The sequence below is a fragment of the Agrococcus phoenicis genome (genome assembly GCF_047302415.1).
In the GTDB taxonomy this organism is placed as follows: Bacteria; Actinomycetota; Actinomycetes; order Actinomycetales; family Microbacteriaceae; genus Agrococcus.
This window is the reverse complement of record NZ_CP154854.1, coordinates 2,314,966-2,338,329: the sequence shown is the minus strand read 5'-3', so window position 1 is coordinate 2,338,329 and position 23,364 is coordinate 2,314,966. Positions and strand designations below refer to the sequence as shown.

The 23,364-nt window shown below is 71.6% G+C and carries 23 protein-coding genes; 15 read left to right on the top strand and 8 right to left on the bottom strand.

Annotated elements, in window-relative coordinates; genetic code table 11:
• Positions 1–34 precede the first annotated feature (34 nt).
• The 9 genes from AA0Z99_RS11175 to AA0Z99_RS11135 all read left to right on the top strand — a co-directional run bounded on the left by AA0Z99_RS11175 (position 35) and on the right by AA0Z99_RS11135 (position 9,710).
• Positions 35–877, top strand: a complete 843-nt coding sequence (locus AA0Z99_RS11175; protein WP_413317363.1) for a DeoR/GlpR family DNA-binding transcription regulator — start codon at positions 35–37, stop codon at positions 875–877.
• The gene (locus AA0Z99_RS11170) at positions 874–1,923 is read left to right on the top strand and encodes an autoinducer 2 ABC transporter substrate-binding protein (protein WP_413317361.1); all 1,050 of its coding nucleotides are present in this window, start codon (positions 874–876) and stop codon (positions 1,921–1,923) included. Before AA0Z99_RS11175 ends, AA0Z99_RS11170 begins: the two co-directional genes overlap by 4 nt.
• A gap of 105 nt (positions 1,924–2,028) precedes the next feature.
• Complete coding sequence (locus AA0Z99_RS11165) at positions 2,029–3,558, top strand: sugar ABC transporter ATP-binding protein (RefSeq protein ID WP_413317359.1); 1,530 nt, start codon at positions 2,029–2,031, stop codon at positions 3,556–3,558.
• Positions 3,555–4,580 (top strand): ABC transporter permease, encoded by a 1,026-nt coding sequence (locus AA0Z99_RS11160; RefSeq protein ID WP_413317357.1) that lies wholly within the window; start codon positions 3,555–3,557, stop codon positions 4,578–4,580. Before AA0Z99_RS11165 ends, AA0Z99_RS11160 begins: the two co-directional genes overlap by 4 nt.
• Complete coding sequence (locus tag AA0Z99_RS11155; protein WP_413317355.1) at positions 4,577–5,746, top strand: ABC transporter permease; 1,170 nt, start codon at positions 4,577–4,579, stop codon at positions 5,744–5,746. Before AA0Z99_RS11160 ends, AA0Z99_RS11155 begins: the two co-directional genes overlap by 4 nt.
• Entirely contained in the window at positions 5,743–7,383 is a 1,641-nt protein-coding gene (araB, locus tag AA0Z99_RS11150; RefSeq protein WP_413317353.1) for a ribulokinase, read from the top strand. The genes AA0Z99_RS11155 and araB overlap by 4 nt, the downstream gene beginning before the upstream one ends.
• Positions 7,380–8,072: an L-ribulose-5-phosphate 4-epimerase gene (locus AA0Z99_RS11145; RefSeq protein WP_413317351.1), complete on the top strand. Its 693-nt coding sequence runs from the start codon at positions 7,380–7,382 to the stop codon at positions 8,070–8,072. Before araB ends, AA0Z99_RS11145 begins: the two co-directional genes overlap by 4 nt.
• Positions 8,069–8,836: a class II aldolase/adducin family protein gene (locus AA0Z99_RS11140; protein ID WP_413317349.1), complete on the top strand. Its 768-nt coding sequence runs from the start codon at positions 8,069–8,071 to the stop codon at positions 8,834–8,836. The genes AA0Z99_RS11145 and AA0Z99_RS11140 overlap by 4 nt, the downstream gene beginning before the upstream one ends.
• A gap of 4 nt (positions 8,837–8,840) precedes the next feature.
• On the top strand, positions 8,841–9,710 hold the full coding sequence (locus AA0Z99_RS11135; protein ID WP_413317347.1) for a sugar phosphate isomerase/epimerase family protein: 870 nt from the start codon (positions 8,841–8,843) through the stop codon (positions 9,708–9,710).
• Positions 9,711–9,731: 21 nt separating this feature from the next.
• On the opposite strand, the gene AA0Z99_RS11130 is transcribed toward AA0Z99_RS11135, so the two are convergent.
• The 4 genes from AA0Z99_RS11130 to AA0Z99_RS11115 are packed head-to-tail and all read right to left on the bottom strand — an operon-like array spanning position 9,732 to position 13,531.
• Complete coding sequence (locus AA0Z99_RS11130) at positions 9,732–10,256, bottom strand: adenine phosphoribosyltransferase (protein ID WP_413317345.1); 525 nt, start codon at positions 10,254–10,256, stop codon at positions 9,732–9,734.
• A gap of 34 nt (positions 10,257–10,290) precedes the next feature.
• Positions 10,291–11,754 carry an SLC13 family permease gene (locus AA0Z99_RS11125; protein WP_413317343.1) on the bottom strand — a complete coding sequence of 488 codons (1,464 nt, stop codon included), beginning with the start codon at positions 11,752–11,754 and terminating at the stop codon, positions 10,291–10,293.
• A 2-nt stretch (positions 11,755–11,756) separates the two neighbouring features.
• The gene (locus AA0Z99_RS11120; protein ID WP_413317341.1) at positions 11,757–12,653 is read right to left on the bottom strand and encodes a phosphogluconate dehydrogenase C-terminal domain-containing protein; all 897 of its coding nucleotides are present in this window, start codon (positions 12,651–12,653) and stop codon (positions 11,757–11,759) included.
• Positions 12,650–13,531: a sugar phosphate isomerase/epimerase family protein gene (locus tag AA0Z99_RS11115; protein WP_413317339.1), complete on the bottom strand. Its 882-nt coding sequence runs from the start codon at positions 13,529–13,531 to the stop codon at positions 12,650–12,652. Before AA0Z99_RS11115 ends, AA0Z99_RS11120 begins: the two co-directional genes overlap by 4 nt.
• A gap of 137 nt (positions 13,532–13,668) precedes the next feature.
• On the opposite strand from AA0Z99_RS11115, the gene AA0Z99_RS11110 reads away from it, so the two are divergent.
• The 4 genes from AA0Z99_RS11110 to AA0Z99_RS11095 all read left to right on the top strand — a co-directional run bounded on the left by AA0Z99_RS11110 (position 13,669) and on the right by AA0Z99_RS11095 (position 17,922).
• On the top strand, positions 13,669–14,391 hold the full coding sequence (locus AA0Z99_RS11110; protein ID WP_413317337.1) for a FadR/GntR family transcriptional regulator: 723 nt from the start codon (positions 13,669–13,671) through the stop codon (positions 14,389–14,391).
• Positions 14,392–14,495: 104 nt separating this feature from the next.
• Positions 14,496–16,151, top strand: coding sequence for a circularly permuted type 2 ATP-grasp protein (locus AA0Z99_RS11105; protein WP_413317335.1), 1,656 nt, complete (start codon positions 14,496–14,498; stop codon positions 16,149–16,151).
• Entirely contained in the window at positions 16,151–17,080 is a 930-nt protein-coding gene (locus AA0Z99_RS11100; RefSeq protein WP_413320846.1) for an alpha-E domain-containing protein, read from the top strand. Before AA0Z99_RS11105 ends, AA0Z99_RS11100 begins: the two co-directional genes overlap by 1 nt.
• Positions 17,077–17,922 carry a transglutaminase family protein gene (locus tag AA0Z99_RS11095; protein ID WP_413317333.1) on the top strand — a complete coding sequence of 282 codons (846 nt, stop codon included), beginning with the start codon at positions 17,077–17,079 and terminating at the stop codon, positions 17,920–17,922. Before AA0Z99_RS11100 ends, AA0Z99_RS11095 begins: the two co-directional genes overlap by 4 nt.
• Here AA0Z99_RS11095 and AA0Z99_RS11090 read toward each other — a convergent pair.
• Positions 17,832–19,571, bottom strand: a complete 1,740-nt coding sequence (locus tag AA0Z99_RS11090; RefSeq protein ID WP_413317331.1) for a DUF222 domain-containing protein — start codon at positions 19,569–19,571, stop codon at positions 17,832–17,834. The two genes, AA0Z99_RS11095 and AA0Z99_RS11090, sit on opposite strands and share 91 nt — an antisense overlap.
• Before the next feature lie 225 nt (positions 19,572–19,796).
• Here AA0Z99_RS11090 and AA0Z99_RS11085 point away from each other — a divergent pair, with 225 nt between their 5' ends.
• Entirely contained in the window at positions 19,797–20,078 is a 282-nt protein-coding gene (locus AA0Z99_RS11085; RefSeq protein WP_413317329.1) for a DUF2277 domain-containing protein, read from the top strand.
• Positions 20,079–20,142: 64 nt separating this feature from the next.
• Here the strand turns inward: AA0Z99_RS11085 and AA0Z99_RS11080 are convergent, their stop codons facing one another.
• From AA0Z99_RS11080 to AA0Z99_RS11070, 3 genes are all read right to left on the bottom strand, one after another.
• Positions 20,143–21,123, bottom strand: coding sequence for a Gfo/Idh/MocA family protein (locus tag AA0Z99_RS11080; protein ID WP_413317327.1), 981 nt, complete (start codon positions 21,121–21,123; stop codon positions 20,143–20,145).
• Between the two features lie 94 nt (positions 21,124–21,217).
• On the bottom strand, positions 21,218–21,703 hold the full coding sequence (locus tag AA0Z99_RS11075; RefSeq protein WP_413317325.1) for a hypothetical protein: 486 nt from the start codon (positions 21,701–21,703) through the stop codon (positions 21,218–21,220).
• Positions 21,704–22,065: 362 nt separating this feature from the next.
• A complete protein-coding gene (locus tag AA0Z99_RS11070; protein WP_413317323.1) occupies positions 22,066–22,560 on the bottom strand; it encodes a hypothetical protein in 495 nt (164 codons plus the stop codon).
• A gap of 530 nt (positions 22,561–23,090) precedes the next feature.
• Between AA0Z99_RS11070 and AA0Z99_RS11065 the strand changes: the two genes are divergently transcribed.
• Positions 23,091–23,282: a hypothetical protein gene (locus tag AA0Z99_RS11065; protein ID WP_413317321.1), complete on the top strand. Its 192-nt coding sequence runs from the start codon at positions 23,091–23,093 to the stop codon at positions 23,280–23,282.
• Positions 23,283–23,364: the final 82 nt, after the last annotated feature.

Genomic DNA, 23,364 nt, shown 5'->3' with positions numbered 1-23,364 from the left:
GTACTGTCGCCACCAACACGACGAAGGAGTCACCGTGGTCACTCGCGATTCGCGCATCCTCGATGCGCTGGATCAGCACGGCGCCGTGCAGGTCGCCGACCTGGCGAGGGACCTCGGCGTCTCCGAGGTGACGATCCGCAAGGACCTCGACGCGCTCGCCGAGCGCGACCTCCTGCGCCGCACGCGAGGCGGCGCCCTGCCGCCGGTCCGCGGCGACGAGGGCGCCTTCGCCGACCGCATGCGCACGGATGCCGACGCCAAGCGGGCGATCGCCGTGCGCGCCGCGACGCTCGTCGAGGACGGCGACGTCATCGCGCTCGACACCTCGAGCACCGCGCACTTCCTCGCGCTCGAGCTGCTGCAGCGCACCGGCCTCCTCGTCATCACGCAGTCGCTGCGCACCGGCGTGCTCCTGATGGAGCGCTCCGACGCCCGCGTCATCATCCCCGGCGGCTCGCTGCGCCGCGAGAGCTCCGGCCTCGTGGGGCCGATCGCGGATGCGCTCGTCGGGCGAGGGCGCATCGGCAAGGCCTTCGTCGGCGTGGTCGGGCTCTCGCCCGAGCGCGGGCTCCTCGAGCTCGCCACCGACGAGGCGATGTCGAAGCAGGGCCTCGTCGCGGTCAGCGACCAGGTGCACGCGCTGTTCGACAGCAGCAAGACCACCGGCTTCGCGCTCCACTCGTTCGCGAGCGCCGAGCAGGTGACGAGCCTCATCACCGATGAGCGCGCATCCGACGACTTCGTCGCCGAGTGGGAGGCCCGGGGCGTCAGCGTCACCAGGGTGCCGCTCGACGACGCGCACACGACCGGCACCGAGCCGGCCACGGCACGGGCGGGAAGGGCCTCCCGTCGCCTCATCCAGAAGGAGCATCGATGAAGATCTCACGCAGGATCACGGGCGCACTCGCGCTCACGGCGGCAGCGGCCGTCGTGCTCGCCGGGTGCACCTCGCGGAACGACACGGGCGCGACGCCCGCGCCCGGTGCCACGGAGGGCGGTGGCGGCGACGAGCAGATCACCGTCGCCTTCGTCCCGAAGCTGCAGGGCATCCCCTACTTCGAGGCCATGAACACCGGTGGCCAGCAGGCCGCCGAGGAGCTCGGCTTCGAGTGGCTCTACCAGGGCCCGACGACCGCCGACGCGGCAGCGCAGGCCGACATCGTGCGCTCGTTCATCCAGCAGGGCGTCGACGTGCTGTTCGTGGCGCCCAACGACCCCAACTCGATGGCTCCGCTGCTGCAGGAGGCGCAGGACGCCGGCATCCACGTCGCCACGACGGACACGGATGCGCCCGACTCGGTGCGCGAGGTCTTCGTCAGCCAGGCATCGGTGCAGGGCATCGGCGAGCAGCTGACCGACTCGCTCCTCGAGGCGATGGGCGGCTCCGGCCAGTACGCGATCGTCTCGTGCGGTGAGACGGCGGCGAACCTGAACGCCTGGATCGAGGTGCAGGAGGCCTACACCGCCTCGGAGTACCCCGACGCGGAGATCGTGGACATCGTCTACGCCGGTGAGGACCAGGCCGCGGCGACGCAGATGGCGCTCGACCTCATGAACTCGAACCCCGACCTGACGGGCCTCATCGGCGAGTGCACCTCGAGCGCCCCGGGCGTCGCGCAGGCCGTCGAGGACGCCGGTCGCACGGGCGAGGTCTTCACGGTGGGCCTCGGCACGCCGCAGGCGATGCTGCCCTACCTGGAGTCGGGCTCGTCGAGCGCGTCGATCCTCTGGGATGTCGAGGGCCTCGGCTGGCTCACCGGCTGGGCGGGCGTGCAGCTCGCCAACGACGGCGACCTGGGCGACACCTCGAGCATCTCGAACGAGGCGCTGGCCGACGTGTCGTACGACGAGGCGACGGCAGAGCTGCTGCTCGGCCCGCCGACGGTCTTCACGGCGGAGAACGCCGGCGACTACGACTACTGACGCATCGCCGGGGCGCGGCTCGCGCCGCGCCCCGGCACCGCACTCCGCGTGACCCCACCCCCCCCATCCGTCCACGACACGGCAGCGACGCCGCTCGGGAGCCCCATGACTGACATCGCGACAGAGCGCGCGACCGACCCCGCCCCTCGGCTCGAGATGCGCGACATCTCGAAGCGCTACGGCGGCGTCCGCGCCATCCGCCACGCCGACCTCACCGTCAGGCCCGGCACGGTCCACGCGCTCGTGGGCGAGAACGGCGCCGGCAAGTCGACGCTCATCAAGATCCTCGCCGGCGCAGAGCAGCCGGACACCGGGTCGATCGCGATCGACGGCACCGCCGTGACGATCGGCTCCACCTCCGACGCCATCGCGCTCGGCGTGCAGACGGTCTACCAGGAGCCGCAGATCTTCCCCGAGCTCACGGTCGCCGAGAACTTCTTCGTCGGCCGCGAGATCACCCGCGGCCCGGCCATCGACTGGCGGGCGCAGGCCCCCCGCATGCTCGAGCTGCTCGACACGGTCGGGCTCGACCGCTCGCTCGCCTCGCAGCCGCTCGGCACGCTCTCCATCGCCAAGCAGCAGCAGGTCTCGATCGCGAAGGCGCTGCTCGAGCAGGCGAGCGTCCTGATCCTGGACGAGCCGAGCGCGATCCTCACCGACAGCGAGATCGAGGTGCTCTTCGGCGTCGTGCGCAAGCTCGCGGCCGAGGGCGTCTCCATCATCTACATCAGCCACCGCCTCGACGAGCTCTTCCGCATCGCCGACGAGGTCACGATCATGCGCGACGGCGAGACCGTCTCCTCGCAGCCGATCGGCGAGCTCACCGTGCGCGAGATCGCCGAGCGCATGGTGGGCGGCACGCTCGCCGAGGGCGTGCGCGCTCCCGGCGAGCCCGGCCCGCCCGTCCTCGAGCTCGAGGGGCTCTCGCTCGCGGGGGCCTTCGACGACGTCAGCCTGAGCGTGCGCGAGGGCGAGATCGTCGGCCTCTACGGCCTCGTCGGCTGCGGCGCCGCCGAGGTCGGCGAGGTCGTCTACGGCATGCGCCGCGCGACGGCGGGGCGGATGCGCTCGGTCGGCACCGACGCGCAGGTCACGAGCCCGGGGGCCGCCAAGCGCCGCGGCATCCGCATGCTGCCGGCGAACCGCGCATCGCAGGGCTCCTTCTCCTTCCAGCCCATCGCCTTCAACATCACGATCGGATCGCTCGGCCTGCTCGGCAGGCTCGGCTGGGTCTCGCCGCGCGCCGAGCGCCGCATCTCCGACGACCTCATCCGCCGCCTCTCCGTCAAGACGCCCTCGGGCCGCCAGCCGATCGGCGCCATGTCGGGCGGCAACGCGCAGAAGGTGGTGCTCGCCCGCCAGGTGGTCGAGCAGCCGAAGCTGCTGGTGCTCGCCGAGCCCACGCAGGGCGTCGACGTCGGCGCCAAGGAGGAGATCCACAGCATCGTCGCCGACCTGGCCGACAAGGGCGCCGCCGTGCTCGTCATCACCACCGACCTCGCCGAGGTGCTGCGGGTGTCGGACCGGATCCTGGTCTTCCGCGGCGGCAGGGTCGCCAAGGAGTTCCCGCCGACGGCGAGCCAGGCATCGCTGCTCGCCGCCGCCGCGGGCGCCATCGAGGAGGACGCCGCATGAGCGTGGACACCGCACCCCAGACGCCGGCGCCCGAGCAGCGGTCGGCGCCGAGCCTGCGCCGCATCCTGCCGCCCATCGTCACCGGGCAGGAGATCGTGCTGCTCGCCGTGGTCGTGGTGCTGTGGGTGCTGCTGGGCATCTTCACGCCCGCGTTCCTCTCACCCGGCTCGATCGGGCCGCTGCTGGTGCAGGTGGCGCCCATCGCGCTCGTCGGCGTCGGCATGACCTTCGTCATCATCACCGCCGGCATCGACGTCTCCGTCGCGGCCATGATCATGGTCTCCGCCGTCGTCACCGCGCGCATGATGGTCGGGCTCGACCTCCCGGCGCCGCTGGCGATCCTGGTGGCGATCGCGATCGGCCTCGCACTGGGCGCGATCAACGGGCTCCTGATCGCCTACGGCCGCGTGCATCCGATCATCATCACCTTCGGCACCGCCAACGTCTTCCAGTGGCTGGGCCTGCGGGTGTTCGACTCGTCGACCGTCAACGGCATCCCCGGCACCCTCGACTTCCTGGGCCGCGGCGAGGAGGGCTCCACGCTCGGCGTGCCCCACTCCTTCGCCATCGCGCTCGTCGCCGTGGCCGCAGCCTGGTGGTTCCTGCGCTACGCCAAGGGCGGCCGCAACCTCTACGCCATCGGCGGCAACGCCAACGCCGCGCGCCTGGCGGGCATCAAGGTGCAGCCGCGGCTCGTCTGGGTCTACGGGATCACCGGCGCCCTGGCGGGCCTGGCCGCGTGCATGATGATCGCGACCGGCACCTCGACGCTCGACCAGTCGGTGGGCTCCGGCAAGGAGCTGCAGGTCATCGCGGCCGTCGTCATCGGCGGCACCTCGATCCTCGGCGGCCGCGGCAGCGTCGTCGGCACCCTGCTCGGCGCGATCCTCGTGCAGACGGTCGTCTCGGGCGTCACCCAGCTCGGCTGGCCCACCCAGCTCGGCTTCCTGTTCGTCGGCATCTTCATCGTGATCGCCGTCGGCACCGATCTCATCCGCGAGCGAGCGAGGAGGCGAGCATGACGCACGCCACGCCTGACACCAGGCAGCACACCGGCGCCCCGGCCGCGGGGCAGCAGAGCGCGGGCCCGGTGGCGCGGGTGCGCGACTGGTTCACCGCCGGCGGGCTCAAGGATCGCGCGATCCTGCTCCTCGTGCTCATCATCGTCCTCGTCGTGGTGATGACGATCCTCGACCTCGCGGGTCAGACGAGCGGTGCGTTCAACAGCGACTACCTCGCCTCGACGCTCATCGCCTTCGTGCCGCTCGCGCTGCTCGCGATCGCGCAGCTGTTCGTCATCACCTCCGGTCGCGGCGGCATCGACCTCTCGGTCGGCTCGATGGTGTCGCTCTCGGGCATCGCGTTCGCGATGCTCTTCCAGCAGGTCGGGCTGCCGCTCCCGGTGGCGATGGTGCTGGCCGTGCTCTTCGGTGCCGTGCTGGGCGCGGTCAACGGCGTGCTCTCGGCGTACCTCGGCTTCCCGCCGCTCATCGCCACGCTCGCGACCTTCTACGGCTACCGCTCGATCGCGCTCGTGGTGAGCGAGCAGCGCCCGATCTCCGGTCCCGAGATCTCTGCCTTCTACGACGCCGCGAAGGCCGTCGAGCTGCCGGTCATCGGCGGTTCGCTGCCGCTCGTGCCGCTGGGCGTGTTCACGTTCCTGCTGCCGGTCGCCGTGGTCGCGTGGTTCGTGCTGAACCGCACGGCGTACGGCCGCTCGCTCTACGCGATCGGCACGAACGACCTCGCGGCGCAGTGGGCCGGCATCGACACCCGCCGCACCCGCATGCTGGCGTTCGTCGCCGCCGGTGCGATCTCGGGCCTCGTCGGCGTCTACACGGTGGCCCAGTTCGCCTCCGCGCGGCCCGACGCGGGCACGAGCGGCAGCGGCATGGCGCTGCCGGCGATCACGATCGCCGTGCTCGGCGGCGTCGCCATCACCGGCGGCATCGGCAAGCTGGGCGGCGTGCTGCTGGCGGCGCTGCTGATCGTGTGGCTCAACGCCTCGATCCTGCTCGTGGTGCCCGGCAACGACGGCGCGCAGGCGCAGTCGCTCGCGCTCGGCCTCGTGCTGCTCGGCGCCGCGCTGTTCGGGCAGGTGTCGCTGCGGCGCCGACGGCTCGCGCCGACGCCCTCCGGTGCCGTGCCCTCGGTCACCGGCGCGCTGCCCAAGGCCGACCGCCGATGAGCGTCGTCATCGGCGTCGACTTCGGCACCCTGAGCGGTCGCGCCCTCGTGGTGCGGGTCGCCGACGGGGCAGAGCTCGGCACCGCGGTGCACGAGTACGCCCACGGGGTGATCGACGAGCGCCTCGGCGCCGTGCCGCTGCCGCCCGAGTGGGCGCTGCAGCACCCGGCCGACTGGCTCGACGTGCTGCGCGTCGCGGTGCCGGCGGCGCTCGCCGCTGCCGGGGTCGACGCGCGCGAGGTGGTGGGCATCGGCTGCGACTTCACCGCATCCACCCCGCTACCGGCGCTCGCCGACGGCACGGCGCTCTGCCTCGCCGAGGGCTGGCAGGAGCGGCCGCACGCCTACCCGAAGCTCTGGAAGCACCACGCGGCGCAGCCGCACGCCGACCGCATCAACACGGTCGCCGCCGAGCGCGGCGAGCGTTGGCTCGCGCGCTACGGCGGTGCGATCTCCAGCGAGTGGCAGGTGGCCAAGGCGCTGCAGGTCTTCGAGGAGGATCGTGCGGCCTTCGACGCCGCCGACCTCTGGATCGAGGCGAGCGACTGGATCGTGCAGCAGCTCAGCGGCGTCGCGGTGCGCAACGCCTCGGCGGCCGGCTACAAGGGCATGGTGCAGGATGGCGCGCTGCCGGCGCCGGAGTACTTCGAGGCGCTCGCGCCGGGCTTCGCCGCGGTGATCGAGAAGCTCGAGGGCCCGGTCGGCGAGCTCGGCGCTGTCGCGGGCGGGCTGACGCCGGCCATGGCCTCGCTCACCGGACTGCCGGAGGGCATCGCGGTCGCGGTCGGCAACGTCGACGCGCACGTCACCGCGCCCGCGGTGCAGGCCACCGGCACCGGCGCGCTCGTCGCCATCATGGGCACGAGCACGTGCCACATCGTCAACGCGGATGCGCTGGTCGACGTCGACGGCATGTGCGGCGCGGTCATGGGCGGCATCACCGCCGGCTCGTGGGGCTACGAGGCCGGGCAGTCGGGCGTCGGCGACATCCTCGCCTGGTTCGTCGAGCACCAGGTGCCGGGCGCCGTGCAGGCCGAGGCCGCGCGGCAGGGCGTCAGCGCGCACGCGCTGCTGACCGAGCGCGGCTGGCGCAAGCCCATCGGCGCGCACGGGCTCGTCGCGCTGGACTGGCACGGCGGCAACCGCTCGGTGCTGGTCGACGCGCGGCTCTCGGGCATGGTCGTCGGCATGACGCTCGCGACCCGGTCGGAGGATGTCTACCGGGCGCTCGTCGAGGCGACCGCGTTCGGCGCGCGCCGCATCGTCGAGGCGTTCCGCGACGGCGGCGTGGCGGTCGACCGCTTCGTGGCCGCTGGCGGGCTGCTGCGCAACGAGCACCTCATGCAGACCTACGCCGACGTGCTGGCGATGCCGATCGACGTCGCCGGCAGCGAGCAGGCCCCGGCGCTCGGCTCCGCGATCCACGCGGCGGTCGCGGCCGGCGCCTACGCCGACGTGCCGGCCGCTGCCGCGGCCATGGGCTCCGTCGAGCGCGAGCGCTACGTGCCCGATCCCGACTCGGTCGCGGCCTACGACGCGATCTACCGCGACTACCTCGCGCTCCACGACGCCTTCGGCCGCGGCGACGACCTGCTGATGCACCGCCTCAAGCGACGCCGGGCGGAGGCACTGGCATGAGCGGCACTGGCATGAGCGCCGAGCAGCAGGTCAGGGTCGAGGTCAGCGCGCTCCACGAGCGCCTCACGCGCGCCGGCCTCGTGCAGTGGACGGGCGGCAACGTCTCCGGGCGCGTGCCCGGCGAGGATCGCTTCGTGATCAAGCCGAGCGGCGTCGACTACGACGAGCTCGCGCCCGAGCGCATGATCCTGTGCGACCTCGACGGGGTCGTGGTGCCCGGCTCCGTCGGCTCCGAGCTGCTGCCCTCGAGCGACACCGCGGCGCACGCCTACGTCTACCGGCACCTGCCGGAGGTGGGCGGGGTCGTGCACACCCACTCGCCCTACGCGACCGCCTGGGCGGCGCGGGGCGAGCCCATCCCGTGCCATCTGACCGCGATGGCCGACGAGTTCGGCGGGCCCATCCCCATCGGTCCCTTCGCGCGCATCGGCGACGACTCGATCGGCCGCGGCATCGTGGAGACGCTCCGCGGGCACCGCTCCCGCGCCGTGCTCATGCAGAGCCACGGCCCCTTCACGATCGGCCGCGACGCGCGCGACGCCGTGAAGGCCGCCGTCATGGTCGAGGACGTCGCCCGCACCATGCACCTCGCGCGCCAGCTGGGCCCGACGCTGCCGATCGCCAGCGACGACGTCGACGCGCTCTTCGCCCGCTACCAGGGCGTCTACGGCCAGGAGGCCCAGGGATGACGATGACCGAAGCGCTGCTGGCGCTCTCCCACGCGGTCGGCGAGCCGCAGCGCGAGCTCGCGATCCTCGGCGAGGGCAACGTGAGCGCCGCGATCGGCGCCGGCTCCGGGGTGCCGACGCGGATGCTCGTGAAGGCCTCGGGGTCGACGCTCGCCACCGCGCGCGCCGACGACCTGGTGGAGTGCGAGCTCGCGCCGATCCTCGCGATGCTCGATGCCGCGGACGCCGACGACGACGCGGTGGGCGCCGCGCTGATGGCGAGCCGCGTCGACCAGGGCGCCAAGCGCCCGAGCGTCGAGGCGCTGCTGCACGCCGTCGTGCTCGCGGCCGGTGCCGGCGCCGCGTGCCACACGCATCCGGTCTCCGCCAACGGGATCCTGTCGTCGGATCGCGCCGAGCTGATCGCGGCCGGCGCGCTCTTCCCCGACCACATCGTGGTGCTCGGGCAGCACGCGCTGTTCGTGCCCTACCTGGATCCCGGGCTGGCGCTCGCCCGGCACATGCGCGCGGCGATCGCCGGCTTCGTCGCGGAGCACGGCGCGCTGCCGAAGATCGCCTATCTGCAGAACCACGGGATCTTCGCCATCGGCGCCGACCCGGCCGAGTGCCTGCGGATCACCGAGATGGCCGACAAGCACGCCAGGATCCTGACCGCGGCGCTCGCGGTCGGTCAGCCGAGGTTCCTCGGCGACGACGTGCTGGATCGGATCGAGAACCGCGCGGACGAGCACCACCGCCGCCGCGTCCTGCAAGGAAAGAGGTAACACCATGCGCATCGGCTGCCACGGCTTCGTGTTCTCCGGCTCGTTCGACGAGTCGGGCATCCGCACCGCCATCGAGGGGGTGCAGCGCGCCGGCTTCGACTTCATCGAGATGCCGCTGATGGATCCCTTCTCCTTCGACGAGGAGGTCGCGGCGCAGGTGCTCGCCGACACCGGCATCACCATGACCTCGTCGCTCGGGCTCACGGCCGAGACCGACATCTCGAGCGAGGACCCCGCGGTCGTGCAGCGCGGCGAGGATCTGCTGATGCGAGCGATCGACATCCTCGCGCACGTCGAGGGCACCGACCTCTGCGGCGTCATCTACTCCGCGCTGCAGAAGTACGGCCAGGTCGCCACCGATCGCAACCGCGAGCACAGCGCCGCGGCGCTGCGGCGGCTCGGCGACTACGCGGCGGAGCGCGGCGTGCAGCTGTCGCTCGAGGTCGTGAACCGCTACGAGACCAACATCTGCAACACGGCGCGCGAGGGCCTGCGGTTCCTGGAGCAGATCGGGCACGACAACGTGCACCTGCACCTCGACACGTACCACATGAACATCGAGGAGTCGGGGATGCTCGAGCCCGTGCTCGATGCCGGCGATCGCCTGCGCTACGTGCACATCGGCGAGAGCCACCGCGGTTACCTCGGCTCGGGCTCGGTCGACTTCGACGGGCTCTTCCGCGGCCTCGCGCGCGCCCACTACGACGGCCCGGTGGTCTTCGAGTCGTTCTCGAGCGCCGTCGTCGACGAGCAGCTGACGCGCTCGCTCGGCATCTGGCGCAACCTCTGGGACGACTCGGACGACCTCGCGGCGCACGCGAACCGGTTCATCCGCGACGGTCTGCGCACGGTGGAGACCATCGCGATGCACTGAGGCCGCCGCGGTCGCGAGGCGTCAGGCGCTGAAGACCGCGTGCGCCTCGGGCACGGCGCTGCGCCCGCCGAGGTCGGTCAGCTCGAGGATCACCGCGACGCCCGCGACCGCGCCGCCGAGCCGCTCGACGAGATCGATCGCGGCGCGCAGCGTGCCGCCGGTGGCGAGCACGTCGTCGACGAGCAGCACGCGGCGGCCGGTGAGGTCGCCGGCCGCCTCGATCGTCGCGGTGCCGTACTCCAGGGCGTAGTCGACGGATGCGGTGGGCGCCGGCGTCTTCCCCGCCTTGCGGATGGGGAGGAGGCCGGTGCCGCAGCGCGCCGCGACCGCGCCGGCCAGCAGGAAGCCGCGTGCCTCGACGCCGGCGACGAGGTCGAAGCCCGCCTCGAACGGCGCGGACAGCGCCTCGGTGACGCACCGCAGCGCATCCGCGTCGCTCAGCACCGGCGCGATGTCGCGGAACAGGACCCCGGGCTTCGGGAAGTCGGGCGTCAGGGCGATGAGCGCCTCGGCGCGCGCGAGGTCTGCGGGGCTGGGCTTCGGCACCCGGCAAGCCTATGCCGGGTGCCGAAGCGCCCGGCTAGAAGAGCCCGGCCGTCGCGAACCAGGCGACCGCGATGATCGCCATGCCCAGGAACCCGACGATCGTGCACATCAGGGTCCAGGTCCGCAGGCCGCCGCCGACCGAGAGGCCGAGGAACTTCGTGGCGATCCAGAAGCCCGAGTCGTTGATGTGCGACAGCGAGACCGAGCCCATGGCGATCGCCAGGATGATGAGGGCGACCTGGAAGTCGGCGTAGCCGCCCGAGGCGACGGTCGACTGCACGAGGCCCGCAGCGGTGAGCGTCGCGACCGTGCCGGAGCCCTGCGCCACCTTGAAGATGAGCGCCAGCAGGAAGGCGAGCAGCACGATCGGCACGCCGGCCGAGACGAGCATGCCCGAGACGGCGTCGCCGATGCCCGACTCGGTGAGCACGCGGGCGAAGACGCCGCCGGCACCCGTGACGAACACGACGATCGCGGCGGGAGCGAGCGCGGAGTCCATGAGGTCGCTCATGTCCTGCTTCCCCCAGCCGTGCCGCACGCCGAGGATGTACATCGCGAGGATGCACGCCACGAGCAGCGCGAAGCCCGGCGCGCCGATGAAGGCGAGCACGTTGGCGACCGGCGTCTCCGGCTCGACGATCAGCTTGCCGACGGTGCCGATCGCGATCATCACGATGGGCAGCAGGATGAGCGCGATGACCATGCCCGCGCTCGGCGTCGTGATGCGGCGCTGCGCCGTCGCGGTCTCGGTCGAGGTGCCGGTCGCGGTCGCCGTGCCGGTCGCGACGGCGCCCGAGCCGCCGGGCGCGCCCGGGGTGCTGAAGTCGGCGGCGCCCGCGGTCGCGTACTTCTCGGCGATCTGCGGCGACATCTGCCAGCCGCCGGCCGGGGCGATCCGCTTGTTGACGAACCAGATGACGAACGCCATCGGCACGGCGAGCGCGAGGCCGAGGATCGTGACGAGGCCCATCACGTCCGGGTTGAGCAGCGTCGTCGAGCCGACGATGCCGGGGTGCGGCGGCACCGCGTTGTGGATGAAGACCATCAGCACGGCGACGGGCGCGCCGAGGTAGATCGGGCTCTTGTGGCCCGCGGCCTTCGCGAAGCTGAAGATGATCGGCACGAGGATGATGAAGGCGACGTCGAAGAAGATCGGGATCGCGACGATCGCGGAGGCGATCAGCAGCGCCGGTCCGAGGCGTTCCTTGCCGAGCAGCTTCGCCGCCCTGGTGGCGATCAGCTCGGCGCCGCCGGTCTTCTCGACGATGCCGCCGAGCATGGCGCCGAGCCCGACCAGCAGGGCGACGCTGCCGAGCGTGCTGCCCATGCCCTCGATGACGGTCGGGATGACCTCCTGCACGGGGATGCCGCTGACGAGCGCGGTGAGCACGGCGACCGCCAGCAGCGCGAGGTATGCCGGCCACTTGAGCTGCATGACGAGGAACAGCAGGACGGCGATCGAGGCGACCGCGACGATGATCAGGAAGACGGGATCCATGGTCAGCGCTCGATCGAGTCGAGCTTCAGCATCTTGGCGAGCACGATGTCGAGGTCCTCGTCATCCCAGATGCGCTTCCAGTCGTCCTTGATGATGGCGTCGCGCCCGTAGTCCATCGCCTCGAGGCAGGCCTCGGAGAACGGGTTCGAGCCGCGCAGCGCGTTGGTGAGCGCGATGCCGATGTGGCCGTAGAAGAGCGCCTTGACGGCCTTCTCGGGGATCCCGACCTCGGTGATGGCGTGATCCATCGAGTCCTTCAGGAACTGCCCGATCATGCAGGCCGTGGTCTCCACGAGCGTGGGCTCGAGCTGCGCGAGCTGCTTCACGGTCACCCAGTGCACGTCGATCACGGGAGCGTAGATCGCGCGCACGACCGCTTCGGTGCGCGCCTTCGCCGCCTCGTCGTCGCCCTCGAACGCCGCGACGACCTCCTGGTCGGCCGCGATGCCGCCGAAGGTGTCGGCGTACTCCTCGACCGTGGTGCGCTCGAGGAAGATCGAGGGGTGCGCGGGGTGCGCGCACGCCTGGTGCACGTCGTCGCGGGACGCCAGCAGGCCCGCGTACGCGGCGGCCGGGTCGAGCGTGAGCAGCACGGCGCCGGAGCGCATCAGCGGCACGACCTGCTCCGAGACCTTGCCGAGCACCACATCCGGCACCGCCAGGATCACGACGTCCGCGTCGGGGACGGCCTCGTCCACGCTCGACGCGACGCGGCCGAGCTCCTGGAGCCGGGCCCGACCGGCCTCGGAGGCCTCGGTGTAGTGGATGGTCGCGTCGGTCAGGTCCAGGTTGTTCGACACGCGCATGCCCATCTTGCCGGCGGCGCCGATGACGGCGACCGTCAGGTTCGGGTCGAGCTCGACCTGCTTGCCGAACAGCGGGTTCAGTTCCTTGCTCACTGGGGGTCTCCTTGCTTGCGGTTGGGGGTCTGATCGGGGTGGTGGGTCTGCTCGTCGGCGTCGGCGTCGGCGACGGCGACGGCGACGGCGGATGCGCGCAGCGCTGCGAGGGTCGCGTCGGTCCAGTCGCGCTCCATGGCGACCGTGGTCGCGCTGTCGCCCTGCCACGGGAGCCAGTGCTCGACGATGGCGGCGGGGGAGCGGCCGTCGGCGTAGACGGCGGCGAGCTCGCGCGCCAGGTCGAGCTGGCCCTCGCCCATGCGCGCGCCGGAGTAGGTGAAGCCGACCCAGCCCTCCTGGCGGGCGAACGCGAAGTCCTTCACGTGGAGGTCGACGGTGCGCGATGCGGCGGCGTCGATCACGTCGTTCGGCAGCTCGAGCGCCGCCACGACGTTGGCCGGGTCGAGGCAGATGCCGATGCGGTCGGAGTCGACGGCCTCGATCGCCGCGAGGAGCAGCGGGGTCGGGATCTGCTCGTAGGTCTCGAGCGCGAGCGTGACGTCGGCGGCCTCGAGCGCCGCGGTGCTCTGCGCGAGCAGGTCGACGATGTGGGCGGCTCCGCGCTCGGCGTCGCCCTGCTGCACCATCGAGCGCAGCACGCGGGCGCCGAGCGCCCGCGCGATGTCGAGGTGTGCGGCGAGGTGGGCGGGCGCGATGCCGCGGGTGCCGAGCTGCAGCGCGATGCCGGCGGCCTCTGCGCGGTCGCGGAGCGCTGCGAGGGCGTCGGCGTCGTACGCCTCGATCCGAGGGTCGTCGCAGATCTCGAAGACGTCGCAGCCGAGGTCGCGGGCCCGATCCACCATCGCCTCGATGCTCAGCGGTCTCGGGTGGTCGTGCCACTCCCAGAACAGCGCGTAGGAGCCGATTCCGATCTTCACTGCTGCACCTCGTCAACGCCTTCGTCGTGGTGGCGGGCGCGCACGTCGTCGGCCGCCGTCTGCGAAACGCTAGTACTCCGCGCGCGATTGCGCAACCGGTTGACCAATTTTGACGGCGCGCGGGCTACAGTCATCCCGTGAACCACGAATCGATGCTGGAGACGCTGCGCAGCGCCGACGTCGTGCCATCGGTGAGCGGCTCGGTCGCGCAGCAGCTGCTGAGCATGCTGCTGGGCGACCACATGGCGGCGGGGGATCGCCTGCCGCCGGAGCGCAAGCTCTCGGAGGCGCTCGGCGTGGGGCGCTCCGCGGTGCGCGAGGCGCTCGCGGCGCTCGAGGTGCTCGGCATCGTCGTCACGAGGGCCGGCAGCGGCACGTACCTGCGCGCCTCGTCGTCCGAGCTGCTGCCCCAGACGCTCTCGTGGTCGCTGCTGCTCGATCAGGACCAGATGGAGGAGCTCGCCTTCGTGCGGTCCGCGCTCGAGCTCGCCGCCGCCGAGCGCGCCGCCCAGGTGGTGACGCCGCAGGACGCCGAGCGGCTGCGCGCGCTCATCCAGGCCCAGCGCGACCACATCGGCAAGCGCGCCTACGTCGACGCAGACGTCGCCTTCCACCAGCACATCGCCGCCATGGCCAAGAACCCGATCCTCGACGACCTGCTGTCGACCGCCCGCTCGCTGCTGCGGGTGTGGTTCGAGCACGCCGTCGATCGCGAGGAGGACATGCAGCAGGCGATCCGCGAGCACATCGCGGTCGCCGACGCGATCATCGCCGGCGATGCCGCCGCTGCGGGGCTCGCGATGCGGCGCCACATGGAGACCGCGACCGAGCGCATCCTGCGCTCGGCGCGCACGCGCTGACGCGCTCGCGCGCGACGACCACTGCGGCGAGCTGCACATCGACGTCGAGCCGGGGCACGTGCGCGAGCACTGCGCTCAGGCGGCCCCCCACTAGGCTCGCGGGCATGGGCGATCTGTTCGAGGACTACGACAAGCCCTTCGAGAATCCGCGCAAGCGCCAGGGTGAGCCCTGGGACGAGATGTTCGAGGGGCACGGGGCGCCGCGCGCCTCCTACAAGCCGCTCCACGACGCGCTGTCGGAGATGACGAAGGCCGATCTGCGAGCCCGCGCCGACGCGCTCGCCTCCTCCTACCTCGCGCAGGGCGTCACCTTCGACTTCGCCGGCGAGGAGCGGCCGTTCCCGCTCGACGCGATCCCCCGCATCATCACCGCGCAGGACTGGAAGCACGTCGAGTCGGGCGTGCAGCAGCGCGTGCGAGCGCTCGAGGCGTTCCTCGCCGACATGTACGGCCCGCAGCGCGCCGTGGAGGACGGCATCATCCCCGCGAAGCTGATCTCCAGCTCGACCCACTTCCACCGGCAGGCCGCGGGGGTCGTGGGTGCGAACGGCGTGCGCATCCACGTCTCGGGCATCGACCTGATCCGCGATCAGGATGGCGAGTGGCGCGTGCTCGAGGACAACGTGCGCGTGCCCTCCGGCGTCTCCTACGTGATGTCGAACCGACGCGTGATCGCCCAGACGCTGCCCGAGATGTTCTCGTCGATGCGCGTGCGCCCCGTCGGCGACTACTGCGACAAGCTGCTGCACGCGCTCCGGAACGCCGCGCCCGCGGGCGTCGACGATCCGCGCGTGGTGGTGCTGACGCCCGGTGTCTACAACTCCGCCTACTTCGAGCACACGCTCATCGCGCGCCTGATGGGCGTCGAGCTGGTCGAGGGGCGCGACCTGTTCACCTCGGGCGGCCGCGTCTACATGCGCACGACGGAGGGGCCGGCGCGCGTCGACGTCATCTACCGCCGCGTCGACGACGACTACCTCGACCCGCTGCAGTTCCGCGCCGACTCGATGCTCGGCAGCCCCGGGCTCATGCTCGCGGCCAGGCTCGGCAACGTCACGATCGCGAACGCGGTCGGCAACGGCATCGCCGACGACAAGCTCGTCTACACGTACGTGCCGGAGCTCATCCGCTACTACCTCTCGGAGGAGCCGATCTTGAAGAACGTCGACACGTGGCGGCTCGAGGAGCCCGGCGTGCTCGACGAGGTGCTGCCGCGGCTCAGCGAGCTCGTCGTGAAGCCCGTCGACGGCTCGGGCGGCAAGGGCCTCGTCGTCGGGCCTGACGCCACCGAGGAGGAGCTCGAGCAGCTCAAGGAGCGCCTGCTCGCCGACCCGCGCGGCTGGATCGCGCAGCCGGTCGTGCAGCTCTCGACCATCCCGACGCTCGTCGAGGACGGCGTGCGGCCCCGCCACGTCGACCTGCGCCCCTTCGCCGTCAACGACGGCAAGGACGTGTGGGTGCTGCCGGGCGGGCTCACCCGAGTCGCGCTGCCGGAGGGGCAGCTCGTCGTCAACTCGTCGCAGGGCGGCGGATCGAAGGACACCTGGGTGCTCGCCGGCGCTCGCGAGCAGATCCCGGTGGTCGATCACGACGCCGAGTTCGGCGCGTCGGGCGAGCCGATGACGCGCCCGATCAGCGTCATCACCGGCAGCGACCACCCGCAGGACCAGTCGCCGCAGGATGCCCCGCGCCGCACCGGGCAGTCCGAATCGCAGCAGCAGCAGACGCAGCCGCCGTCGCAGCAGGGAGACCGAGCATGATGCTCAGCCGCATCGCCGAGAGCCTGTTCTGGATCGGCCGCTACATCGAGCGCGCCGACGGCACTGCCCGAATCCTCGACGTCTACCTCCAGCTGCTGCTCGAGGATGTCGCCGTCGACGAGGACACCGCCTGCCGCGCGCTGCTCGGGGTCATGGGCCACGAGGCGCCGCCGGAGCGCAAGCTCTCGCGCGCCGACGTCGTGAACTTCCTCGCCATCGACCGCACGCAGACCGCATCCATCGCCTACTCGGTGAACGCCGCGCGCGAGAACGCCCGGCGTGCGCGGGAGACGATCTCGACCGAGCTGTGGGAGGTGCTGAACGCCACCTACGCCAACATGCCGCGGCGCATCAACAACGAGCAGGTGCACACGATGTTCGGCTGGGTGCGCGAGCGGGCCGCGCTCGCGAGCGGCATGGCCGACGCCACCTCCAGCCGCGACGACGCGTGGAGCTTCTTCACGCTCGGCCGCTACATCGAGCGCGCCGACATGGTCGCGCGACTGCTCGCGACGCGCGCGCTGACCGAGGCCTCCGGGCCGTCGTGGACGACGATCCTGCGCTCGGTGGGCGCCTACGAGGCCTACCTGCGCACCTACCGCGGTGTGCCGTCGAGCACGAACGCCGCAGAGTTCCTGCTGCTGGATCGCCTGTTCCCGCGCTCGATCCTGTTCTCGGTGCGCGGCGCCGAGCAGTGCCTGGAGGACATCGAGCCGCGGCGCGAGCGCGTCGGCTACGTCGGGGCGGCGGAGCGGATGCTCGGGCAGATCCGATCGGAGCTCGAGTTCCGGCCGATCCAGGAGATCATCGACGACCTCCCCACCGTCATGGACAAGGTGCAGACCACCACCACTGCCGTCTCGAACGCGGTGCGGGAGCGCTACTTCCCGACCCACAACATGCCCGCCTGGACGAAGGAGGCATCGTGAGCCGCATCCGCATCCGTCACACCACCGGGTATCGCTACGAGCAGCCCGCGGTCGCGAGCTACAACGAGTCGCGCATGCTGCCGTCGACGAGCGATGGGCAGTTCGTCATCTACTCGAACCTCGACATCCGCCCGAACACGTCGGTCAACACCTACGAGGACTACTGGGGCACGACGGTCGTCTCGTTCGATGTGCTGGCGCCCCACACCGAGCTGCAGCTGACGGCGACGAGCCTCGTCGAGGTGCGGCCGCGCCTCACGGGCGGCCGGGATCTGACGTGGGAGCAGCTGGAGAAGGTCGCGCAGCGCGCGACGCAGTACGTCGAGCAGCTCGGCCAGACGGTGCGCACGCGCCCGACCGCCGACCTCGTGGCGGCAGCGCAGGAGATCAAGGATGCGTCGGAGACGCCGGGCGTCGCCGCCGCCGCGATCGCCCGCATGGTGGGCGAGCAGATGGAGTACATGTCGGGCGTGACGCACGTGCACACCTTGGCGTCTGAGGCGTGGGCGAACCGCAAGGGCGTCTGCCAGGACATCGCGCACATCACGATCGGTGCGCTGCGGTCGGTCGGCATCCCGTCGCGCTACGTCTCCGGCTACCTGCACCCGAAGCCGAACGCGCAGATCGGCGAGACGATCCGCGGCGAGTCGCACGCGTGGGTCGAGTGGTTCACGGGTGAGTGGAACGCGTGGGATCCGACGAACCTGATCGACATCGGCGAGCGGCACGTGAAGGTCGGGCTCGGCCGCGACTACAACGACGTGCCGCCGCTGCGCGGCGTGTACGCGGGTGCGGGGAAGAGCCAGCTGTTCGTCTCGGTGGAGATCACCAAGGAGAGCTGACCCGGCGGTCCGTGGCGCGCTCGCGAGCGCGAGCGTCGCGTGGTCGCTGGGCGGTGCGACCGATCGGCTGATCTGCGAGCAGCTGTTCTTCGCGACCGATCGGCTGGCGGCGACAGGTCGCTGGGCGGCTGGGCCAGGGTCTCCGGTAGGGGCGCGGTGTCTGGTGAAGCCGCGGCATCCGGCAGCCTGACTGCCAGCGGCGCCGAGGCATCGGCAGCGCAGGCCGACGTCACTGGCGCGAGCACCTGCGCCCGCGAGCTGCGCGCGGATCTGCTCGACGGCCGCAGCTGCGACACGACCCGCCAGTGACCGGGGGTGCCGACGACGACGAGTCGACCGGCGTGCACCTCGTGGTGGCAGTGGCTGCACAGCAGGATGCCGTTGTCGACGTCGGTCGGGCCTCCGTCGCGCCACCACCGGACGTGGTGGGCCTCGCTCCAGCTCACGGGCGCCCCGCATGCCGCGTTTCCGCAGCCCCGATACTGCACGCCGAGCGCGCGACGCTGCTTGCTGCTGAAGGTGCGCTGCTCGCGCCCGAGGTGGAGCACATGACCTTCGCTGTCGACGACCGTGCGCTGCACGACGGCGTCGCACAGCAGTCGGCCGACGGTCTCGATGGGCACGATCGCGCCGGTGTGCTCGATCCGGAGCGCCCGGTCGCGGTGAGCGGCGCCCTGGCGGTAGGCATCGAACGCCTCGATGGAGCCGACGAAGACGAGCCGTGGCGGCTCACCGCCAGCGACGGGCGCGTCGCCCGAGGCGGCGAAGGCGTGCACGACGCCGATGAGCGCGTCGTGGCGCTGCTGCGCCAGCGTGCGACCGTCCACAGGCGGCGCGTGCTGCCCGCCGTCGCCCGCCGGCTCGGCTGTGGCGTCGCCTGCGCCGTCCTCGGCACCGACCGGGTCATCGACGAACCGCACGGCCCTCCTCGGCGATGTCATGGCGTCGAGCAGCGCCTGGATCGCTGACCCGTCCTCGGGCGGCGAATCCACCTGCATGCGCCAGCCGCCGTCGCGTCGCCGCCAGAGCCGCAGCGATCGCTGCGCGCGGAGGAGCTCGTCGGTCGGCAGCACGCCGTCGGGATCCAGTACCGCGACGTAGGCGCGGCCCTGCGCGATCAGCAGCTCAGGCACGAGCGGCGCATCGGCGTCGATCGCCGCATCGACCAGGCAGCCCTCGGCCCACGCCAGCTCGTCGAGGTCGGCACGCGACGCCGCAGGTTCGAGGGTGGCGACGATGGCGCGCGCTTGCGCGAGCGAGATGGTGCCCCCGTCGAGCGCTTCGCCGACCCGGGGGTAGCGGGCAGGGATGTCGCTGCCGCTCAGGCTCGTCGCCGGCGCGGTGGCCGCTGCCATCGTGAGCAGCTCGCTCGCGTCGCGGCTGCGGATGCCGAAGGCTGCCGCGATCGCCGCGCGGGGCGTCGTGGCGCCCAGCAGGCGGCAGATCGACTCGTCATCGGGGCCAGTCGAGCGCTGAGCGATCTCGCCTGCGAGGCGCACGCTCTGCGCTTCGACGAGCCGCAGGAGCTGCGCGTGCAGCGCCAGCAGATCCGCGACCTCCTGGCGCGATGCGCTCGCGAGCTCGGCCGCACCGGCGAAGGCCGCGCGCGCCGCCTCGACGGCCACCGCTGCCTCCCGGACCTTCGCCATGCTCGCCTCCTCGTGCTCACGCCGCGCACCACACCCGCTTGTAGCAGTTCGAATCTATGTTCGAAGAGTACCGCGTGCTACCGACACGGGGCGGGTCGTGGGAGGAGGCTGTGGAGAGCATCCGGGCTCGCCGATCGCACGCAGGTTCGGCGCCACCACTGACCTGGCGCATCGGGCACGACGAGGCCCTGGCGCTCGCGCGCGCACGCGCCTAGCGTGGTCGCCATGTGCAGGAACATCACCACGCTCCGCGGGCTCGAGCCGGCTGCCGACGACTCCGAGGTAGAGGCGGCCGCGCGGCAATACGTGCGCAAGGTGTCTGGCATCACGCATCCGTCCGAGCGCACGCGCGAGGCCTTCGAGCGGGCCGTCGCCGAGATCGCGCACGTCACCCACCACCTGCTCGACGAGCTGCCCGAGCGCAAGCAGCCACCGAAGACGGTGCCGCCGCTGCGTCGCCCCGAGGTGCAAGAGCGCATCGCGGCGCGGGAGGCGGCAGCGAGCTAGCAGCGGCGGCGGCGAGCGCGCAGCGGAGCCGCCGCTCGCAGCGCGCCCACGGCTCGCGCTCGCGTCAGCGGGCCGCGCGCATCTGCGCCGTGACCTCGTCCATCACGCGCATGATCGCGACGGTCTCGTCGAGCGGCATCGTCGGGCTCTCGAGCCGGCCTGCCGTGATGCAGCGCTCCACCTCGGCAGCCTGGAACTGCATGCCGCGGCCCTCGAGCTGCGGCTCGAAGGCTTCGGCGACCGTGTCGCGGTCGGAGGCGTGGCGTCGCGCGTAGGCGGTCCAGGCGTAGAACGACGGATCGAGCTCGATCACCCCCTCGGTGCCCGCGATGGTGGCGCGGTTCGAGCCGAGCGTCTCCATGGAGAACGTCAGCGAGGAGATCCCGCCGCGCGCGTGCTCGAGGATCGCCGCGCCGCGGTGGTCGACGCCGGCGTCATCGACGACGCCGGCGGCTCGGATGCGCGCGACCGGCCCGAGGAACGCGTGCGCGAGCGAGACGCAGTACACGCCGAGGTCGAGCAGGGCCCCGCCGCCGAGCGATGGCTCGATCAACCGGCTGCCGGGGGAGAGGTCGAGCATCTGCGAGTGATCGGCGACGACGCTCACGACCTCGCCGAGATCGCCCGCGGCGACGCGCTCGCGCGCGGCGACCATCGTCGGGAGGAAGCGCGTCCACATCGCCTCCATCACGAACACGCCCTTGGCGCGAGCGGCATCCACCAGGCGCTGGGCGTCGTCACCGGTGGTGGTGAAGGCCTTCTCGATGAGCAGGTGCTTGCCGGCCTCGATCGCGAGGAGCGCGTGCTCGAGGTGGTGCGAATGCGGCGTCGCGACATAGATGATGTCGACGCTCGGGTCGGCGACGAGCGCCTCGTAGCCCTCGTGCGCCGCCGGGATGCCGTGCTTCGCGGCGAACGCGCGTGCTCGCTCGCCGTTGCGGCTGCCGACCGCCGCTGCTCGGTGGCCGCCGGTGGCCAGGTCCTGTGCGAAGGCGCCGGCGATGCCGCCGGCGCCGAGGATTCCCCATCCCAGACTCGTGCTCATGCCGCGACTCTACGGGGCCAGGGTGGATGCGGCGGAGGCCGCCTCGCGCTGCAGGCTCGGCAAGCCGCCGCTCGTCGCCCGCGGTCGGCTGCGGTCAGCCGCAGCCGGGTGCTGCTGGATTCGCGCGGCAGTCGCCGTCGGTCAGCACGGTGTCGACCTGGAAGACCTTGACGCTGACGGGCGGCGCGTCCACCGGCAACGACCCTGGCACGCTGAACCAGCCACCGCCGGCGTCGACCTCCGCGGTGAAGATGACGGTGACGGATGCGGTCACATCCTCCGTCGTCGCATACGCGTGGCTGGTGGTCGTCTCGGTCCACGCCTCCTCCGCGCCTCGCCAGGCAGCGCCAGCGGCTGTGGTCTCCTCGACCGTCCCGTCGCCGTAGTCGAAGCGGTAGGAGGTCGGTGTCCAGCGCACTCTGAGGGGCGCGTCGAACAGCGTGCCATCCATCGTGTGCGTCTCGGCGGTCGCGTAGAAGTTCGTCGGCGTACCGACGACGCCCCAGCCGTCGGGCTCGACGATCAGCTCGCCGACGAGCGGGGTGAAGGAGGCCAGGTCGCTGATCGTGATCGGTCGCACCGCGGTGTCGACCGGCCCGGCGGGCTCGGCAGGGTCATCATCGGATCCGCCCGGCGGTGGCAGCGTGATCGAATGCAGGAAGCAGAGTCCTGGAACGTCTGTCCACCGCTGGCAGGGCGCGCTGAGGTTGGGCCGATCCGCGCCCACCGGAGCGGCGGCCCCGACACCGCCGCTGCCGCCACCAGCCCCGTCGGCATCGGGCGGCGGAGCCGGGCGGACGATCGATCCGCCGATGACGAGCTGGCCGCTCGAGGGGTCGATGACGCAGGTACCGAACTGAACATCCATCGCGGAGCAGCCACTAGAACTGGTCGCAAGAAGGTCCGGGCTTAGGAGGCCTAGTAACAAGATCAGGTTTGCGACTACCTGACGCATACTTCGTCCTCGGCGATCGGCTCAAGTGAAGCGAGCAGGTATCGATCGCCTCCTTCGGTGAGGGCAAACTCAGCGTCCCAAGCGACGAGCTCAGCAGGCGCGATGGTGTTGCCTTCAGCGTCTATCGTCTCGATCGCGGAGCCGTCCGTGCAGAGTTGCGTCGTCAGCACTCCAGAAGACTCGCCCAAGACCACGACATTGGTGAGCGTCGGCCGTCCAGAACTGGTGTACCCCGACTCGAGCAGTCGCTGCAGGTCGGAGGACCATGTTTGGGCAACTTCCGGGGTGGCGTACTCCTCGAGCCCCGAAGCGTCGATCTGTCGGGTCGAGAGCTGTTCGGCGACGAGTTCTTGGAAGCCGTCGAAAGCCTCTTCGACTTGTGGTCTGACCTCCTCGGTCGTCGGCTCCTCCGGCGCGCAGCCCGCGAGCAGCAGCATCGCGATCGAAGCGAGTGCGAGACCAGATCCAAGCCGTCCGAGCATGCGGGCAGGTTACGCGAGGCGAACCGGCGCGCCTCCGAGTTCTCCACAGCGCCGAAACGGGGGACAGGGGAGCAGTTTTCGATCGAATCTGTGCATCCGCTTGCAATTCGCGCCGCGCACGCCCTATATTCGTCAATGCGAACTTCCACGCCACGAGAAAGGAGGAGCTCGCGATGTTTGACACGATCATCCTGACCGCTGGAGCCCTTCTTCCGGGTGGGGTCTCCTAGCGGGAGAGCGCAGCGGCTGAACGTCACCGGAGCCACCTCGGCTCTGTGACTGCCGGGCCATCACTGGCCTGCTCCCCCTGCGTCGACCTCCTGACAGACCGCTGACGCGCCGCCGTGCTCGCGTGACCCTCCACGGGTCGCCCGCGACCCGATTCGGGTCGTGATCGACACGCGCGTCGCAATTCGCGCATCCGCGCCCATTCGCCGGGTCGCTGGCCGCGCGCTCAATTCGCATTTCATCCTGCGATATTGCACGCCCATGAACAGGGGCGATATCGCCATGCCAGAAAGCAGACAACCATGTCATCGATGACACTCGTGCTGCCGGCTCCGCGCCGGCTCGCACTGCGCGCATCGCGCCTGCTCGAGCGCTGGGCCATGCAGGCCCACATCGACGAGCAGCGCAACCGCGAGGCTCGCGCCCACCAGGCGGCCGTCGAGGCTCGCGAGCAGCGCAGCCTCGATGCGCTCGCGCGCCAGATGCTGCCGTGACGGGGCAGCCCACCCCCAGCGGCAGTGCATGCAGGGCCGTCCCTCGTCGGGGCGGCCCTGCGTCGCGACCCGGGTCCGCGCG

What these genes read in the sequence shown, in the direction of transcription:
- AA0Z99_RS11170 (WP_413317361.1), top strand. Translation starts at nt 874, where the DNA reads ATGAAGATCTCACGCAGGATCACGGGCGCACTCGCGCTCACGGCGGCA.
- AA0Z99_RS11165 (WP_413317359.1), top strand. Translation starts at nt 2,029, where the DNA reads ATGACTGACATCGCGACAGAGCGCGCGACCGACCCCGCCCCTCGGCTC.
- AA0Z99_RS11160 (WP_413317357.1), top strand. Translation starts at nt 3,555, where the DNA reads ATGAGCGTGGACACCGCACCCCAGACGCCGGCGCCCGAGCAGCGGTCG.
- AA0Z99_RS11155 (WP_413317355.1), top strand. Translation starts at nt 4,577, where the DNA reads ATGACGCACGCCACGCCTGACACCAGGCAGCACACCGGCGCCCCGGCC.
- araB (WP_413317353.1), top strand. Translation starts at nt 5,743, where the DNA reads ATGAGCGTCGTCATCGGCGTCGACTTCGGCACCCTGAGCGGTCGCGCC.
- AA0Z99_RS11145 (WP_413317351.1), top strand. Translation starts at nt 7,380, where the DNA reads ATGAGCGGCACTGGCATGAGCGCCGAGCAGCAGGTCAGGGTCGAGGTC.
- AA0Z99_RS11140 (WP_413317349.1), top strand. Translation starts at nt 8,069, where the DNA reads ATGACGATGACCGAAGCGCTGCTGGCGCTCTCCCACGCGGTCGGCGAG.
- AA0Z99_RS11135 (WP_413317347.1), top strand. Translation starts at nt 8,841, where the DNA reads ATGCGCATCGGCTGCCACGGCTTCGTGTTCTCCGGCTCGTTCGACGAG.
- AA0Z99_RS11125 (WP_413317343.1), bottom strand. Translation starts at nt 11,754, where the DNA reads ATGGATCCCGTCTTCCTGATCATCGTCGCGGTCGCCTCGATCGCCGTC.
- AA0Z99_RS11105 (WP_413317335.1), top strand. Translation starts at nt 14,496, where the DNA reads ATGGGCGATCTGTTCGAGGACTACGACAAGCCCTTCGAGAATCCGCGC.
- AA0Z99_RS11100 (WP_413320846.1), top strand. Translation starts at nt 16,151, where the DNA reads ATGCTCAGCCGCATCGCCGAGAGCCTGTTCTGGATCGGCCGCTACATC.
- AA0Z99_RS11090 (WP_413317331.1), bottom strand. Translation starts at nt 19,571, where the DNA reads ATGGCGAAGGTCCGGGAGGCAGCGGTGGCCGTCGAGGCGGCGCGCGCG.
- AA0Z99_RS11085 (WP_413317329.1), top strand. Translation starts at nt 19,797, where the DNA reads ATGTGCAGGAACATCACCACGCTCCGCGGGCTCGAGCCGGCTGCCGAC.
- AA0Z99_RS11080 (WP_413317327.1), bottom strand. Translation starts at nt 21,123, where the DNA reads ATGAGCACGAGTCTGGGATGGGGAATCCTCGGCGCCGGCGGCATCGCC.
- AA0Z99_RS11070 (WP_413317323.1), bottom strand. Translation starts at nt 22,560, where the DNA reads ATGCTCGGACGGCTTGGATCTGGTCTCGCACTCGCTTCGATCGCGATG.
- AA0Z99_RS11065 (WP_413317321.1), top strand. Translation starts at nt 23,091, where the DNA reads ATGTCATCGATGACACTCGTGCTGCCGGCTCCGCGCCGGCTCGCACTG.